Source organism: Amycolatopsis sp. NPDC043887 (assembly GCF_056435665.1).
Genome location: NZ_JBWKEB010000004.1, coordinates 275,495 through 291,799, shown reverse-complemented (window position 1 = coordinate 291,799; position 16,305 = coordinate 275,495). Strand labels below are relative to the sequence as shown.

The following is a 16,305-nucleotide window of genomic DNA, read 5'->3' as shown; positions in this document are numbered from 1 at the left end:
CAGTTGTTGTCACGCACTACGCTCACCTCCCTTCGCGAAGCCGCGCGCTCGTGGGCGAGATCACTCACGTCCAGTTGTTGTCCCGCATGTCGTTCACCTCCCTCGAAATAGCGATCTATCCGGCCAAACGCTCACCAGTTGTTGTCCTGCATCGGTACACCTCCCTCGTTTCGGTTGGGCTGTCCGGGGGAATTCGGCGCCGCCGGTCTTATCGTCCGGACAACGAGGGTCGTCGCCGTCCCGGTTCGATTACGGTGTAGATCACCGACGGAAGAGGGTGCGTGGACGGACGACTCGGCGGCGCGCGGCGGCGGCTCAGGGCCTGGCACCTGTGGAGCCTGCCGCGACCTGTGCGGTCCTACGTCCTGGTCGTGAATCTCATCGCAATACTCTCGACCGCCGCCACGGCTTGGCTGATCCCGGTGACCGGTACCGACCTGGTCCGGTTCGGCGTCTTGACCCTGTGCGCGGCCATCGCGATCGAGGGCACCCGGCAGATCGAACGCCAACGGGAGTACGACAGAGCACCGTCGGTCGCCTACGTCGACACCAAGGCGGTGTGGAGCGTCGCCGCCGTCATCGCGCTGCCGCCGGTGCTCGCCGCCGCGATGGTCGTGGTGACCTACACCATCGCATGGCTGCGGATCTGGCCACGTCAACGGCCGGTTCTCCCCCATCGGTGGATCTTCTCCGCCGCGACGGTCCTCTGTGGCACGCAAGCCGCCGTCGTCGTCCTCAGCCTCGGCATGCGCCACTACCCCGGTGCGCCCGATTCCGGGCTGCTCGCCGGACTGGGCGACCTCGCCGTCATCATCGTGGCCGCGGCCTTGCGGTGGGCGATCAACACCGCGCTGGTGATGATCGCGATCGCGCTCTCGTCGCCGCCGAAGTCGATCAGCGAACTGTTCTCCGGGTTCGGCGACCAGATCCTCGAGGCGGGCGCGCTCGGCCTCGGTCTCGTGACGGCCGTCGTCCTCGTGCAGGCCAGCCCGCTCGTGCTGGTCGGGGTCGTCATCGCGCTGGTCGCACTGCACCGCGGGCTCCTGCTGACGCAGTACCGGCGCGACGCGCACACCGACGCCACCACCGGTCTCGTCACGAAACGCCGCTGGCGTCAACTGGCCGAAGAGCAGCTGGGCCGGACGCGTGCCGGACGCAAACTCGGCGTGCTGTTCCTCGACCTCGACAATTTCAAGACGATCAACGACACCTACGGCCATCCCAACGGCGACCTCGTCCTGCGCGCCGTCGGCGACGCGCTGCGCGCCGAGATCCGCGAACAGGACGTCTGCGGGCGGTGGGGCGGCGAGGAGTTCGCGATCGTCATCCCGGACATCCACGGCGAGGAGACGCTGCTCCACGTGGCCGAACGGATCCGGCACCAGGTGGCGGTGGTGTCGGTCGCGCTGCCCGATCGCGACACTGTACTGACCGATCTGACGGTGTCGATCGGCGGGGCGCTGTATCCGGCGGCCAACATCACCAGCGTCGACGACCTGCTCGTCGCCACCGACATGGCGCTCTACCGAGCGAAACAAGGCGGCCGCAACAGGGTCGAATTGGCTCCGCCCGCGCAGTAGTCTCCTCGTCCGGGGAGGCGCGATGGAGCGATTCGCTCGGGGTCCGGTCGGTCTGGTGATCGCGATCCAGATCCTGGTGCTGACCTCGCCGCGGGGGAACGGCTCGACTGGGGTTATGTCGATCAGCCGCCGCTGACGCCCTTGCTCGCGAGGATCTCCACCGACGTCTTCGGCGCCACTCCGCCGGCCTGCGCGTGGTCGCGACGTTGTGCGCCGCCGCGACGGTGATCCTGCTCGCCCTGGTCGCCCGCGAGTTCGGCGGGGGTCGCGGCGCAATGGTCCTCACCGCCGCGATGATCGCGCCGGCGGCGTTCGTCGTGGTGGACGGGCACATGCTGGTCAGGAGCGTGCTGAGCCTGGCGGTTCTGCGTCTGTTCCGCACCGGCTGGCTCCCCGCTGGGATCCTGCTCGCGCTCGCGGTGGCCGCACCGGCACTGATCTGGCAGGCTGCGCACGATTTCACTTTGCTGACCGTGGCTTCCGGCATCAGCGAGGACGACGGCGCGGAGAACCGGATCCTGTTCGTGCCGATGCAGTTGCTCTATCTCTCCCCCGTGGTCGTGCCGGTCTGGATCGCCGGCGGACTCAGGCTGTGGCGCGATCCTGAGCTGCGCTGGGCCCGCTCACTGGTGCTGGGCGGAAAACCGTACTACTCGGCGCCCTTCCTGTTGCTGCTCGCGGCCGCCGGCGCCGAACCCTGTCTGCGCGGGCTCGACCGTGCTTGGCGCCGCGCTCTCGCCGTCGGCCTCGCTTTCATGGGCGCGGCCGTGTCGCTACGGGCTTCCCGCGGTGCACTCGGGGCATATGTCCTATGCGGACTGGGGCCCTCCACCCGCTGACGCTGTCGGCCCGGTGGTCGCCGTGGGGCCGTACCTTCAGGCGTGGTTCATCGGATGCCGCGAGGCGGCCGTGCACGACAACGGGCTCGGAGTGGAGAACGAGGAGCAGGGAGTGCGAATTTCCTTTTGTGCGGGGACTTCCCGGCCTTGGTCTTCGCTGTGGGGCGAGTTGCGGCATTACTGCTGATCGGGCCGTTGCCGGAACCGACGACTGGAGAATAGCGTTGTCGTGTAACGGAAACCTCCTTGGAGCCGGAAACTGTCGGTGGTCGGCTGTACGTTCTGTGTGTGGATACACGCAACGCCGCTGTGGCGCTACTCAAGGAAATCACCTCCTCTGATCTGCTGCGGGAGGTCAACGCCGCACTGGATTCATTGGAGGCCAAGGACGCTGCCGTCGCGGCGTCGGACGGGATCGCACGATTGGAAGCGGGCCGGTTCCGCGCGCTCGCGCAGCTGAACCGGCACAGCGACGGGGCGTCGAGCGTGGTGCAGGAGGTCACATTCGCCCTGTCCGTTGTGGACGGACATGCGGCCGGTCTCGTGTCCACAGCGGCGGCGTTGACCACCCGCCTGCCCCGCACACTCGGACTACTGGACCGGGGACAGGTGGGTGGTTATGGGGCGGTGAAGGTCGCGACCGCGACCGCGTGGCTGTCGGACGCCCGTGCGGTGGACGCGGCCCTGGAGGACCGGCTGCCGGGCCGGAATTCGGACCAGATCCGGAAATCAGCGAATCACGCGGCGATGCTGGCCGACCGTGACGGCGCCGCCCGACGCGCGGAGCGGCATCGTGGTGGGCGTCGGTTGTCGATCCGGCAGGGCGAGACCGGGGTCGCCTCGATCGAGGTCGACGACGGCCCGGTGGAGAAGGTCGCCGCCGCCTACACCCGGATCGATCGCGAGGCACGGCACTCAAGGCCGGCGGGGAGACCCGCACCCTGGATCAGCTCCGCGCCGACGTGGCCCTCGATCTGCTGTTGGGTGGCCAAGGCGGCAAGAGTGAACGGTGCGAGGTGTTCCTCTACCTGGACCTCAACACCTACCTCGCGATCAACGAGGATCCCGCCGAATGGCCGGGCACGGCCACATCCCGGCGTCGTTGGCGCGGCAGATCGCGTCCGGGCCGGACACGGTCCTGCGGCGGATCATCACCGACCCGCTCTCCGGACAAGTCCTCGACCTCGGCCGCGACCGGTACCGGCCCACCGCGGGCCTGGGTGAGTTCGTACGGGTACGGGACCGGGAATGCCGAAGACCCGGCTGCCACCGCCCCGCCCAAGCCTGCGACCTCGACCACTCCCTGCCCTGGCAACACGGCGGCCACACCGCCGACACCGAACTGATCGACCTGTGCCGCCGCGACCACCGCCTCGAAGACGAACCCGGCTGGATCTATCGACTGGGTTCGGACGGCACCCTCACCATCACCACACCCACCGGACACAGCTACGACAGCACACCACCACCACACGAGCCCCGCACGGAGAAACCACCGTTCTGAGGCCATCGCCGAAAAACGGCTATGGCTAGATCGAGAGCTGCCGTCACAACTCGCCGCCACCGGCGAGCCGGCCCGACACGGCTCCCGGCTCAGGAATCACCACCGCTGTCAGCGTCGCCGAAAACCGACCACGGCCCGGGTGCCCCGACGTCGCGACTCGGAGGAACACCACCGCCGGCTACGTCGCCGAAATACGGCCACCGCTCGCTCGAAAGCTGCCACCACAACTCGCCCCTGTCGACGAACCGCCCCACACGATTCCGACGCAGAAATCACCACCGCTCGCAACATCGCCGAAAACCGACCACGACGTCCCCAGACGACAGCGACTCACAACGACGCAATGCCTCTGCAGCCGCCCCGATGCCGGCCCCGGCCGTCGCCGAAAACCGACCACCGCCCAAGCACCGCGGTGTCGCGGACCCGACCACCGCTTTCCACCTTGTCCGAGAACCTTCGGACTTAGGCCCGCCGAGACAACCGCCGCCATCCCGTACTGCCGTAGCCGAAATACGGCCACGACTCGATCGAGGCCGCACCATAGCTCGCCCCCGCCGGCGAGCCGTCCAGCGCGTGCTCCCGACTCAGGGATCACCACCTATGGCAGCCTCACCGGCAGCCCCAGAGCGACTCGGAGCGACCAACTGCCGCGCACCCCAGCCCCACCCGTCGCCGAAAACGGCCACCCTCACCACACCGGACAGAACAAGCCCCGAGCCACCTCGATGAAACCGGCGTGAACACCGGATGACACCTCGCGAACCCGGCTACCAAGCCGAACCCCCAGTTGTCCACTTCGTCACGTCATCAGGCCTCTCGACTAGGTGTTCCAGGACACTTTTTGGCGGGTTCCTACAACACCCGGCCCTCGGCATGCGCCACCGGCGACATTCTCGTACCGGCCGGTAAGAGGCAGGCTGTTAGACAGGTACAGGAGACTGTCCCGCGCGTGATCCGGCGGGACGTCAGCTGTTGTGTCGCGTACTTGGGAGGCTCAGTCGGTGTTCAGTCGTGTCGCCATCGTCAACCGCGGAGAAGCCGCGATGCGGCTCATCCACGCCGTCCGCGAGCTTTCGGCGGAGACCGGACGGCGGATCGAGACCGTCGCGCTCTTCACGGACGCGGACCGGTCGGCGACGTTCGTGCGGGAAGCCGACATCAGTTACAACCTCGGCCCCGCGTCGGCGCGTCCGTATCTGGATTTCGCCGTGCTGGAGCGGGCGCTGACCGAGACCGGGGCCGACGCGGCCTGGGTCGGCTGGGGTTTCGTGGCCGAGGATCCGGCCTTCGCCGAGCTGTGTGAGCGGCTGGGCGTCACCTTCATCGGGCCGAGCGCGGACGCCATGCGCAAGCTCGGCGACAAGATCGGCGCGAAGCTGATCGCCGAAGAGGTCGGCGTCCCGGTCGCTCCGTGGAGCCGCGGCGCCGTCGCGGATCTCGACGCCGCCATCAAGGCCGCCGACGAGATCGGCTACCCGCTGATGCTCAAGGCGACCGCGGGCGGCGGCGGCCGCGGTATCCGCGTCATCACCTCCGCCGACGAGCTCAAGGACGCCTACGAGCGCACCAGCCTGGAGGCCGAGCGAGCCTTCGGCAGCGGCGTCGTCTTCCTGGAGCGCCTGGTCACCGGCGCCCGGCACGTCGAGGTCCAGGTCATCGCCGACGGCCAGGGCACCGCGTGGGCGCTCGGCGTCCGCGACTGTTCGGTGCAGCGCCGCAACCAGAAGATCATCGAGGAGTCCGCCTCCCCGGTGCTGGCCCCCGAGCAGGCCGACGAGCTCAAGCGGTCCGCCGAGCGGCTCGCGCTCGCGGTCGGCTACCGCGGCGCCGGAACGGTCGAGTTCCTTTACCACCCCGGCGACAAGCTGTTCGCCTTCCTCGAGGTCAACACCCGCCTGCAGGTCGAGCACCCGATCACCGAGCTGACCACCGGCATGGACCTGGTGAAGGCCCAGCTGCACGTCGCTTCCGGCGGCAAGCTCGAAGGCGTCCAGCCCGCCGAGTTCGGTCACGCCGTCGAGGCGCGGCTCAACGCCGAGGACCCGGACCGCGACTTCGCACCGTCGCCCGGCCGCATCGCGCGCCTGGACCTGCCCGCCGGCCCCGGTATCCGCGTCGACACCGGGGTCAGCGAAGGCGACACGATCCCGGCCGACTTCGACTCGATGATCGCGAAGATCATCGCCTACGGCCGCGACCGTGACGAGGCGCTCGGCCGTCTGCGCCGCGCGATGGCCCAGACCACGGTCATCATCGAGGGCGGCGCGACCAACAAGAGCTTCGTCCTCGACCTGCTCGACCAGCCCGAGGTGATCGACGGCAGCGCCGACACCGGCTGGATCGACCGCGTCCGCGGCGAAGGCAAGCTCGTCACCCACCGCCACTCGGCGATCGCGCTCGCGGCCGCCGCGATCGAGGCATACGAGGACGAGGAAGCCGTTGAGCGCCAACGGCTTCTCTCCACCGCGCACGGTGGCCGCCCGCAGGTCCAGCACGAGAGCGGCCGTCCGCTCGACCTCAAACTGCGCGGCGCCGCGTACCGCGTCAGCGTCGCCCGGATCGGCCACCGCCGGTTCCGCGTCGGTGTCTCGGCGGGCGGCGGCGACATCCACCCCGCCGACGTCGAGGTCGACCGGTTCGACGAGCACACCGGCCAGATCACCGTCAACGGCACCCGGTTCCGCCTGGTCACCGGCACGCACGGGCCGATCCACCTGGTCGAGGTCGACGGCGTCACCCACCGCGTCAGCCGGGACGAGGGCGGCGTCGTCCGCTCGCCCGCGCCCGCGCTCGTCGTCGCGACACCGCTGGAGGTCGGCGCGGAGGTCGAGGCCGGCGCGCCCGTGCTGGTGCTGGAAAGCATGAAGATGGAGACGGTGCTTCGCGCGCCCTTCCGCGCGAAGCTGCGTGAGTGCGTCGTCTCGGTCGGCAGCCAGGTCGAGACCGGCGCTCCCCTGCTGCGGCTCGAGCCGCTGGCGGAGGAAGGCGCGGAGGTCGCCGAGGACGCGGGCAGTGTCGAGATCGAGCTGCCCGCCGAACCGGACGGAACGTCGGCGGCGCAGCGGATCACGCGGGGACAGCAGGATCTGCGCAGTCTCCTGCTCGGCTTCGACGTCGACCCGCACGACGAGCGCCGCACGCTCAGCACGTACCTCGCCGCCCGTGCCGAACTGGAGGGCAACGGCGACCGCCCGCTGGAGGGCGAGGTCGAGCTGCTGACGGTGTTCGCCGATCTCTCCGAGCTGATGCGCAACAAGCCGGCCCGTGAGGACGCCAAGACGGACACCCGGGTGCACAGCTCCCGCGAGTTCTTCCACACCTATCTGCAGAGCCTCGACGTCGAACGCGCCGGGCTCTCGGAGTCGTTCCAGAACAAGCTGAAGAAGGTGCTCGCGCACTACGGCATCAAGGACCTGGAGCGCACGCCGGAGCTGGAAGAGGCGGTCTTCCGCATCTTCCTCGCCCAGCAGCGGACCTCGTCCGACGTCGCGGTCGTCACCGCGCTGCTGCGGCAGTGGCTCACCGAACCGCAGCCGTTCGAGTCGATGCGGGAGCCGGCGGGCAAGGCGCTGGAGGCGCTCATCGCCGCCACCCAGCTCCGTTTCCCGGTGGTCGGCGACCTGGCGCGCAGCGTGGTGTTCCGTTGGTTCGCCCAGCCGCTGCTCCGCCGCACCCGCGCCGAGGCGTACAGCGAGGTCCGCAAACACCTGCGGCACCTCGACCTGAACCCGGATTCGCCGGACCGCGCCGAGCGGATCGCGAGCATGCTGGCCAGCGCGCAGCCGCTGGTCCGCCTGCTCGGGCAGCGGATCGGCCGCCCCGGCACCGATCACGGCCCGCTGCTGGAAGTCCTGAGCCGTCGCTACTACGGCAACCGCGCGCTCACCGGTGTCCAGCAGGTGACCGTCGGCGGCTGCACCTTCGTCACCGGTGACTACGCCGACGCGAACGAGCGGTTCCACATGGTCACCACCGCCGTCGACCGCGCCGGTCTGCCCGGCGCGGTCAAGGCGGTCGCCGACCTCGCCGCGCAGCTGCCCGCTGACACCGACGTCGAGGCGGACCTCTACCTGACCTGGGACGACGAGTCCGCCGACGACGACACGATGGCGGCCGGGCTGCGCGAGGTCCTCACGGCCGAGTCGCTGCCGAGCCGGATCCGGCGGATCACCACGACGGTCGCCGGGCACGGCGGCGCGGTGATGCACCACCACTTCACCTTCCGCCCGTCGTCGACCGGGTTCAGCGAGGAGCGGCTGATCCGCGGTCTGCATCCGCTGATCGCCCAGCGGATGCAGTTGCAGCGGCTGGCGAACTTCGACCTCACGCGGTTGCCCTCGGGCGACGAGGACGTCTACCTGTTCAAGTGCGTCTCGCCGATGAACCCGGCGGATCAGCGGCTGGTCGCGCTCGCCCAGGTCCGTGACCTGACCCCGTTGCGGGACAACGACGGCAAGCTGCTGGCGCTGCCCGCGGTCGAGGGCACGCTGGCGGGCTGCCTCGACGCGATCCGCGAGGTGCAGGCGAAGCTTCCGCCGAAGAAACGCTTCGACACCAACCGGATCATGCTGTACGTGTGGCCGACCAGCGAGCTCACCGGTGAGGAGCTGGACACCGTCGCGCAGCGTGTGCAGCCGTCGACGGCGGGCGCGGGTCTCGAAGAGGTCCAGTTCCTCGGCAGGCAGCGCGACCGCGCGACCGGCGAGGTCAAAGAGGTCGCCGTGCGGATCGGCTACGACGTCAGCGGCGGCGTGCAGATGTCGCTGTCCGAGCCCACCACCCAGCCGATCCTGCCGCTCGACGACTACCGCCAGAACGTCCTGCGCGCCCGTCGCCGCGACACGGTGTACCCGTACGAGCTGACCGAGATGCTCGGTTCGTTCACCGAGTACGACATGGACGACACGAACACCCTCGTCCCGGTCGACCGGAAGAAGGGCCGCAACAAGGCGGCGATCGTCGCCGGTGTGGTCACCACGCCGACCGAACGTCACCCCGACGGCGTCAAGCGCGTCGTGCTGCTCGGTGACCCGACGAAGGCGCTCGGCGCGCTGTCGGAGCCGGAGTGCTCGCGGGTGATCGCGGCGCTGGACCTCGCCGAACGGCTCCAGGTCCCGCTGGAGTGGTACGCGCTGTCGGCCGGTGCCCGGATCTCGATGGAGTCCGGTACCGAGAACATGGACTGGGTCGCGGCCGCACTGAAGCGGATCGTGCACTTCACCCAGAACGGCGGCGAGATCAACATCGTCGTCGCCGGGATCAACGTCGGCGCCCAGCCGTACTGGAACGCCGAAGCGACGATGCTCATGCACACCAAGGGAATCCTGGTGATGACGCCGGATTCCGCGATGGTGCTGACCGGCAAGCAGTCGCTCGACTTCTCCGGTGGCGTCTCGGCGGAGGACAACTTCGGCATCGGCGGCTACGACCGCGTGATGGGCCCGAACGGCCAGGCGCAGTACTGGGCGCCGAACCTCGCCGCGGCGCGTGACGTGCTGATGTCGCACTACGACCACACCTACGTGGCGCCGGGCGAGTCCGGCCCCCGCAAGGCGGTCACGAACGACCCGATCGACCGGGACATCTCGTCGTTCCCGCACGCGGCCGTCGACAGCGACTTCACCACGGTGGGCCAGATCTTCTCGCGGGAGGCCAACCCCGACCGCAAGAAGCCGTTCGACATCCGCACCGTGATGCGCGCGCTGTCGGACCAGGACCACCCGGTACTGGAGCGCTGGCCGGGCATGGCGGACGCGGAGACCGCGGCCGTGCAGGACGTACACCTCGGCGGACGGCCGGTCTGCCTGCTCGGGATCGAGTCACGTTCGGTGCCGCGCCGCGGCTTCCCGCCCACCGACGGCCCGGACACCTACACCGCGGGCACGCTGTTCCCGCGGTCGTCGAAGAAGGCGGCGCGGGCGATCAACGCGGCCAGCGGCAACCGGCCGCTGGTGGTGCTGGCGAACCTGTCCGGCTTCGACGGCTCGCCGGAGTCGATGCGGAAGCTCCAGCTGGAGTACGGCGCGGAGATCGGCCGGGCGATCGTCAACTTCGAGGGGCCGATCGTGTTCACCGTGATCTCGCGTTACCACGGCGGCGCGTTCGTGGTCTTCTCGAAGGCGCTGAACCCGAACATGACGGTGCTGGCGCTGGAAGGCTCGTTCGCCTCGGTGCTCGGCGGCGCGCCCGCCGCGGCGGTCGTGTTCGCGGGTGAGGTCAACGCGCGGACGGCGGCCGACCCGCGGGTGCGGTCGCTGACGGAGAAGCTCAGCGGGGCGACCGGTGCCGAACGCGCGGCGCTGGCAGCGGAACTGGCGGAACTCCAGTCGTCGGTGCGGTCCGAGAAGCTGGGCGCGGTCGCGGCCGAGTTCGACGGCGTGCACAGCATCGAGCGTGCGGTGAAGGTCGGTTCGGTGGACGCGATCATCAGCGCCGCCGAGATGCGGCCGCGCATCATCGAGGCGATCGAACAGGGCCTGGCTAAGCAGTAGCACTCAACCGCAATGAAGGGGCCTTTCATAGCAAAATTTGCTATGAAAGGCCCCTTCATCTCACGGGCGGGAGGGCGGATCAGGCGGCAGGTCCCCGAAGTCCTCCGGCGCGATCTTGTCCAGTGCCTCCCGGAACTCCTCGACCGCCCGTTCCTGCGCGACCGGATCCGACGGCACCGCGGGCAGTTCCGCGTCCGGGTCGCTTCCGACGATCTCGACCCGCACGGAAGCGACCTCCAGCACCGCGTCGGCCACCTCGATCCCGACCCCGGCGCGTAACCCGATCGCGACCGCGTCACTCGGCCGCGCCGAAACGCGGATACCGGAATCGAGCACCAGGTCGGCGAAGAAGATGCCGTCCCGCAGCGCGGTGACCTGGACCCCGGTGACCCGGTGCCCGAACGACTCGACCACCTGGCCGATCAGTTCGATCGTGCCCGGCCGCGGCAGCCGGATCCGCTCCTGCGCGAGCGCCACCGCGCTCGCCTCGGGCCCGCCGATCGTGATCGCCAGCCAGCGGCGTTCGCCCTCCCGCTCCCGCAGCAACATCACCGGTGCCGCTTCCGGAGCCAGGACTGCCATCCCTTCGACATCCATGGGGATCATGCGCGGTACCTCATTCCCTCGGTCGGGCGGTGTCGTCCTTCAGTGCCTTGTCCGCCACCACTTCCGAAGGGGTGGCCTGGTCGCGACGCTGGAACGGGGTCGTATGCCCCTCGGCGCGCAGCCTGGGGATCATGTGGGGGTAGTGGAGTTCGAACGCCGGGCGTTCGGACCGGATCCTCGGGAGGTCGAAGAAGTTGTGCCGGGGCGGCGGACAGGTCGTCGCCCATTCCAGGGAATTCCCGTGGCCCCACGGATCGTCCACTTCGACGACCTCCCCGAACCGGTAACTGCGGACGACGTTCCACAGGAACGGCAGCACCGAAGCGCCGAGCAGGAAGGCGCCGATCGTGGAAATGGTGTGCAGCACCGTGAAACCGTCGGTGCTCAGGTAGTCGGCGTAGCGGCGCGGCATTCCTTCGTTGCCGAGCCAGTGCTGGACGAGGAACGTCGCGTGGAAGCCGATGAACGTGGTCCAGAAATGGAGCTTCGCGAGCCGCTCGTCGAGCATCCGCCCGGTCATCTTGGGGAACCAGAAGTAGATCCCGGCGAACGTGGCGAACACGATGGTGCCGAACAGCACGTAGTGGAAGTGCGCGACCACGAAATAGGTGTCGTGGATGTGGAAGTCCAGCGGTGGCGCGGCCAGGATGATCCCGGTCAGCCCACCGAGCAGGAACGTCACCATGAACCCGATCGACCACAGCATCGGTGATTCGAAGGTGAGCTGCCCCTTCCACATGGTGCCGATCCAGTTGAAGAACTTGATCCCGGTCGGCACCGCGATGAGGAAGGTCATGATGGAGAAGAACGGCAGCAGCACCGCGCCGGTGGCGAACATGTGGTGCGCCCACACCGCGAAAGACAGCGCGGTGATCGCGATCGTCGCGAACACCATGAGCTTGTAGCCGAAGAGCGGTTTCCGGCTGAACACCGGAACGATCTCGGTGATGATGCCGAAATACGGCAACGCGACGATGTACACCTCGGGATGGCCGAAGAACCAGAACAGGTGCTGGAACAGGATCGCCCCGCCGTTGGCCGGATCGAAGACGTGCGCGCCGAGCCGCCGGTCGGCCTCCAGCCCGAACAGGGCGGCGGTGAGGATCGGGAAGACCGCCAGGATCAGGATCGCGGTGAACAGGATGTTCCAGGTGAACAGCGGCATCCGCCACATCGTCATCCCGGGCGCGCGCAGGCAGAGGATCGTGGTGACCATGTTGACCGCGCCGAGGATCGTCCCGAGCCCGGAGACGATCAGGCCCATGATCACCAGATCGGCGCCGACGCCCGGGGTGTGCGCGGCGTTGGACAGCGGCGTGTACATCGTCCACCCGAAGTCGGGCGCCCCGCTCGGCGTGAGGAACGCGCTGAGCGTCATCAGCCCGCCGAAGAGATACAGCCAGTAGGAGAACGCGTTCAGCCTCGGGAAGGCGACGTCCGGCGACCCGATCTGCAGCGGCAGGATGTAGTTGGCGAACGCGAAGAGGTTCGGTGTCGCGTACAGCAGCAGCATGATCAGGCCGTGCATGGTGAACAGCTGGTTGTACTGCTCCTGCGACAGGAACTGCATCCCCGGCCTGCCCAGTTCGCCGCGCATCAGCAGCGCCATGAACCCGCCGATGAGGAAGAACGCGAACGAGGTGCTCAGATAGAGCACGCCGATCATCTTGTGGTCGGTGGTGCGGACGATGTTGAGGAACACGCTGCCTTTGGGGGCCCGGCGCCGCCCGCCGAAACGGACGGCCTGCGGTCGGAGCGATGTCTTCACCGCGGTCATGACGACTCCCAGCACGAGGACGCACCTTCTGAAGGCTGGTACCCCTCCAGGAGAGTCCCTACACGCGTGCTTTTCAAGAGGCTGAAGGGGGACCATGCCCGCGTCTGATGAGGTGAACGCCCTTCACCGCGCGCGACACGGGGAAAGTCCCCATCAGCCGCTGAGCAGAGCCTCCAGATGGTCCGCCGCCGCGGCGGCCCCGCCCGCCGCACGGAACGAGGCACCCACCTTTTCGGCGGCCGACCGGTACCCCGGATCGTCCAGCACCCTGGTCACCGCGGCCGCGATCCGGTCCGGTTTCGCGCGGCCGAACCGCAGCCGGACACCGGCGCCCGCGTCGACGACCTGTCCGGCGACGATCGGCTGGTCGTCCCGGATCGGCGCGACCACGAGCGGCACCCCGTGCCACAGGCTTCCGCAGACGGTGTCGTACCCGCCGTGGCAGACGACGGCGTCCACGCGGGCCAGAACTGCCATCTGAGGCACGTGGGGCACCACGAGCACCGTGTCCCCCATCGGCCCCACAGCTCGGCCGGGGTCGGCGATGACGGTCCGGATCCCGTCGATCCGAGAGAGCCCCCGTGCCGCCGCGCGGAGGAAGTCGCCCGCGGCGTCGGCGTTCGTGGTCCCGAGGGTGACGAACACGGTCGGCACCGCCGGGTCGCGCCGGTCCCAGGGGAGGTCGCAGGTGGGCGCGCGGCCGCCGATGGACGGCCCGACCAGCCGGACCTGGTGCGGCACCGTGGCCGGGCCGAGCAGTTCGCGGGTGGTGAAGGCGAGCACACCGTGCGGGGACATCCTCGGGTCGGCGGGGCCGCCGTCGATCCGCGTGCGCAGACCGTCGAGGAGTTCATCGAGCCAGGCCGCCACCTTCGGCGTCCCGGCCAGCCGGTCGACGAGCTCCGCGGACGTCGTCGCGGAGGTGATCCACGGCAGGCCGAGCCCGTCGGCGACGAGGCCGCCCGCGATGGCCTGCTGGTCGGCGACCACGACCTGCGGGCGGAACCGGCCGATCGCGGCGCGGACGCCGGGTGCCATCGCCTCGGCCAGCGGGATCAGGAACTGCTCCCACAGGAACCGGAACGCCGCCGGTCCCTTGAGACTCGCGTCGCGCTCGGGCAGGCGGCGCGGGACCGCGCACGGGAACACGTCGGCGCCGTCGCCGGCGAGCCTCCGGATGATCTCCGGCCGCCCCGCCCAGGCGACCTGGTGCCCGCGCGCGGTCAGGGCGGCCGCGACCCCGACCGCGGGGTTCACGTGCCCGGTCAGCGGCGGCGTGACGAAGAGGACTCTGCCCACTCAGGCCGCCGCGCCGTGGTTCTCGGCGATCCAGCCGATCACCTCGTCATTCCCGAGCCGGTTCTTCGCCTCGGCGAGCCCGGCCGCCACGGTTTCAGTGGTCATTCTTCGTTCTCCGTCCAAGCCACGACGTAATCCTTCGCCGGTGTGGTGATCGTGGTGTGCCACACCGGATACCGGGTACCGCTCACCGCGACGGTGAGCCGACCGTCGTCCGCGCCGACGACGGTGAAAGCGCGCGGGCCGGTGCGGAGCCGTTTCGCGACGGCTTGCTTCGCGGCCCGGAATCTGGTGGACCACAAGGCTTCCGGCGCACCGAGCAGTGCTCGTTCCGCCTCGTTGAGGTCGGCGTCCGTGCGGTCTTCGACAGCCTCGACGTCGATACCGCACGGTCCTCGGCGGGCGATGGCGACGCCGAGCGCGTCCCGGTGGGCGATCGAGACGGTGAGCTCCGGCAGTGTCCTTCCGTAGGCGCCCGAAACGGTCGGCGCGCCCGAGGAGTCGTTCCCGATCCGGATCTCTGCCGGGAAGATGTCGCCTTCACCGTTTGTCCACAAGAGACGGCGGAGGGCGTCCTTCGCCGCGATGCGGCCGAGCAGCCAGGCCCGCTTCCGGCGCGGCGGCTGATCGGCGTACGCCTGTCTTTCCGCACCGGCCAGCACGTTCCGCATGATCAGGTCGCGGGCCACCGGATCCGGCCATTGCTCGCGGACCAGCGCCCAGCCGCCGGGCCGTTCTTCGGACAGCGTGGCGCGCTCTGGCCGCCGGTGCACCGCCCGGATCACGGGATCGCTGTCGAAGCGGCGATCGCGCCGCACCCGAGGCGCCGGCCTGGCGGCGAACACTTCGGCCGCCAGGCCGGCGGTGTCGGCCGGCGACACGGAGAATTCGGCTGCCGGCGGGTTTCGTTCCCCGATTCGCTCCAAAATGGACTTCGTCGCCGCGGCGGTGCGGAAGCCGCGGCAGGCACCCTCGTCGAGCGACACCAGCGCGCCGCCGAGGTCGAGCCGGATCGCCCGGCCGTTTTTCACGCCGTCTCGGCCGGGCAGGAGTTCGAACGCCGGATCGGCACCGTCGGCCCACAACGCCGTGACGACCCGTAGCAGCTGCGGGAGGCCGCGCCGGTGCCCGCAATGCGCGGCGACGACGAGGTGTTCGCGGTCGTGCAAGGTGTTCCCGATCAGCGAGCCGAGCTGTCCCGCGCCCGTCTGCACGAACGCCCGGAATCCCGCCGCGTACATGTTCTCGACGAGAGCGCGGAACCGCACCGGCTCCAGCAGATGCCGCACGAACAGTGCCCGCATCTCCGCGTCCGACGAGGGATAGTGCCGTCCGGTCGTGGCCGACCAGACGGGCAGTTTCGCCGGGTGCAGCGTATGGCGCTCGGCGGCCTCGCGGATCGGGCCGAGATACGGTGCGAGCATCGGAGTGTGGAAGCCGGACCGGAACGGCAGCACCTGGGAGATCACGCCGTCGGCGCGGAATCCGCGCACGAAACCCTCGACGGCCTCCGCCTGCCCGCAGATCATCGACTGGTTCGGCGCGTTGTCGTGGGAAAGGACCACGTCGGAGTGTCCTTTGAGGACTTCGGTAACCGACGACGCCGCCGCGCCGATCACCGCGGAGGCCAGCCCCGGAACCTTGAGCGCGTCGGGATCGAAGTCCTCCATGAACGAGTCGGCGTCAGTGTCGGAATGGATCCCGGCCACGGCCATGGCGGTCCACTCACCCAGGCTGTGCCCGGCCAGCGCGTCCGGGGTCACGCGCAGTCCGCGTAACGCCTTGTCGAGCAGCCTGCCCAGCTGGAACACGGCGTGTGGCTCGAATTCGTCCTCCAGCCCGGGGAAGACGAACGCGAGTTTGCCCTCGCCCGCGCCGAGCAGCGGTTCCGGAACGAACCAGAGGTCGTTACGGGCCCGCCAGGGTCTCCCCTTCGCGACCACTTTCCTGGCCAGGTTCAGCCGTTTGGGCGTCGGGGCGACGAGCCCGAGCCGCACCCGGCCGCGACCGGTGTCGCCACCGCTCAGGACGTCGTCGCGGTCGAGCAGACAGCCCATTTCCGCGACGGTCGGCGCGGAGAGCCGCAGGACGCGTTCGGGCTCGGAGACCTCGACGCCCGCCCGCGACGCGGCCTGTCCCAGGACGACGTGGGCGTTGATCCCGCCGAAGCCGAAGGCGTTCACAGCACCGACATCCCGACGATCGCGAT

The 16,305-nt window shown here is 69.4% G+C and carries 6 protein-coding genes and 2 pseudogenes; 4 read left to right on the top strand and 4 right to left on the bottom strand.

Going from position 1 to position 16,305, the window contains the following annotated elements; genetic code table 11:
- The first annotated feature begins 281 nt into the window (after positions 1 to 281).
- From AC069H_RS13145 to AC069H_RS13130, 4 genes and pseudogenes are all read left to right on the top strand, one after another.
- Positions 282 to 1,580, top strand: a complete 1,299-nt coding sequence (locus tag AC069H_RS13145) for a GGDEF domain-containing protein (protein WP_478232398.1) — start codon at positions 282 to 284, stop codon at positions 1,578 to 1,580.
- A gap of 194 nt (positions 1,581 to 1,774) precedes the next feature.
- Positions 1,775 to 2,419 carry a hypothetical protein gene (locus AC069H_RS13140; protein WP_478232397.1) on the top strand — a complete coding sequence of 215 codons (645 nt, stop codon included), beginning with the start codon at positions 1,775 to 1,777 and terminating at the stop codon, positions 2,417 to 2,419.
- A 309-nt stretch (positions 2,420 to 2,728) separates the two neighbouring features.
- Positions 2,729 to 3,923: pseudogene (locus tag AC069H_RS13135) on the top strand (HNH endonuclease signature motif containing protein).
- Between the two features lie 1,001 nt (positions 3,924 to 4,924).
- Positions 4,925 to 10,414 (top strand): ATP-binding protein, encoded by a 5,490-nt coding sequence (locus AC069H_RS13130; RefSeq protein ID WP_478232396.1) that lies wholly within the window; start codon positions 4,925 to 4,927, stop codon positions 10,412 to 10,414.
- Positions 10,415 to 10,474: 60 nt separating this feature from the next.
- Here AC069H_RS13130 and AC069H_RS13125 read toward each other — a convergent pair whose 3' ends face one another.
- The 4 genes and pseudogenes from AC069H_RS13125 to AC069H_RS13110 form a co-directional block, all read right to left on the bottom strand.
- Positions 10,475 to 11,020 (bottom strand): bifunctional nuclease family protein, encoded by a 546-nt coding sequence (locus AC069H_RS13125; protein ID WP_478232395.1) that lies wholly within the window; start codon positions 11,018 to 11,020, stop codon positions 10,475 to 10,477.
- Positions 11,021 to 11,030: 10 nt separating this feature from the next.
- Complete coding sequence (gene ctaD, locus AC069H_RS13120; protein ID WP_478232570.1) at positions 11,031 to 12,797, bottom strand: aa3-type cytochrome oxidase subunit I; 1,767 nt, start codon at positions 12,795 to 12,797, stop codon at positions 11,031 to 11,033.
- A gap of 153 nt (positions 12,798 to 12,950) precedes the next feature.
- Positions 12,951 to 14,096 carry a glycosyltransferase gene (locus AC069H_RS13115; RefSeq protein ID WP_478232394.1) on the bottom strand — a complete coding sequence of 382 codons (1,146 nt, stop codon included), beginning with the start codon at positions 14,094 to 14,096 and terminating at the stop codon, positions 12,951 to 12,953.
- 101 nt (positions 14,097 to 14,197) lie between these two features.
- A pseudogene (locus AC069H_RS13110) lies at positions 14,198 to 16,279 on the bottom strand (acyltransferase domain-containing protein); the annotation flags it as partial.
- Positions 16,280 to 16,305 lie beyond the last annotated feature (26 nt).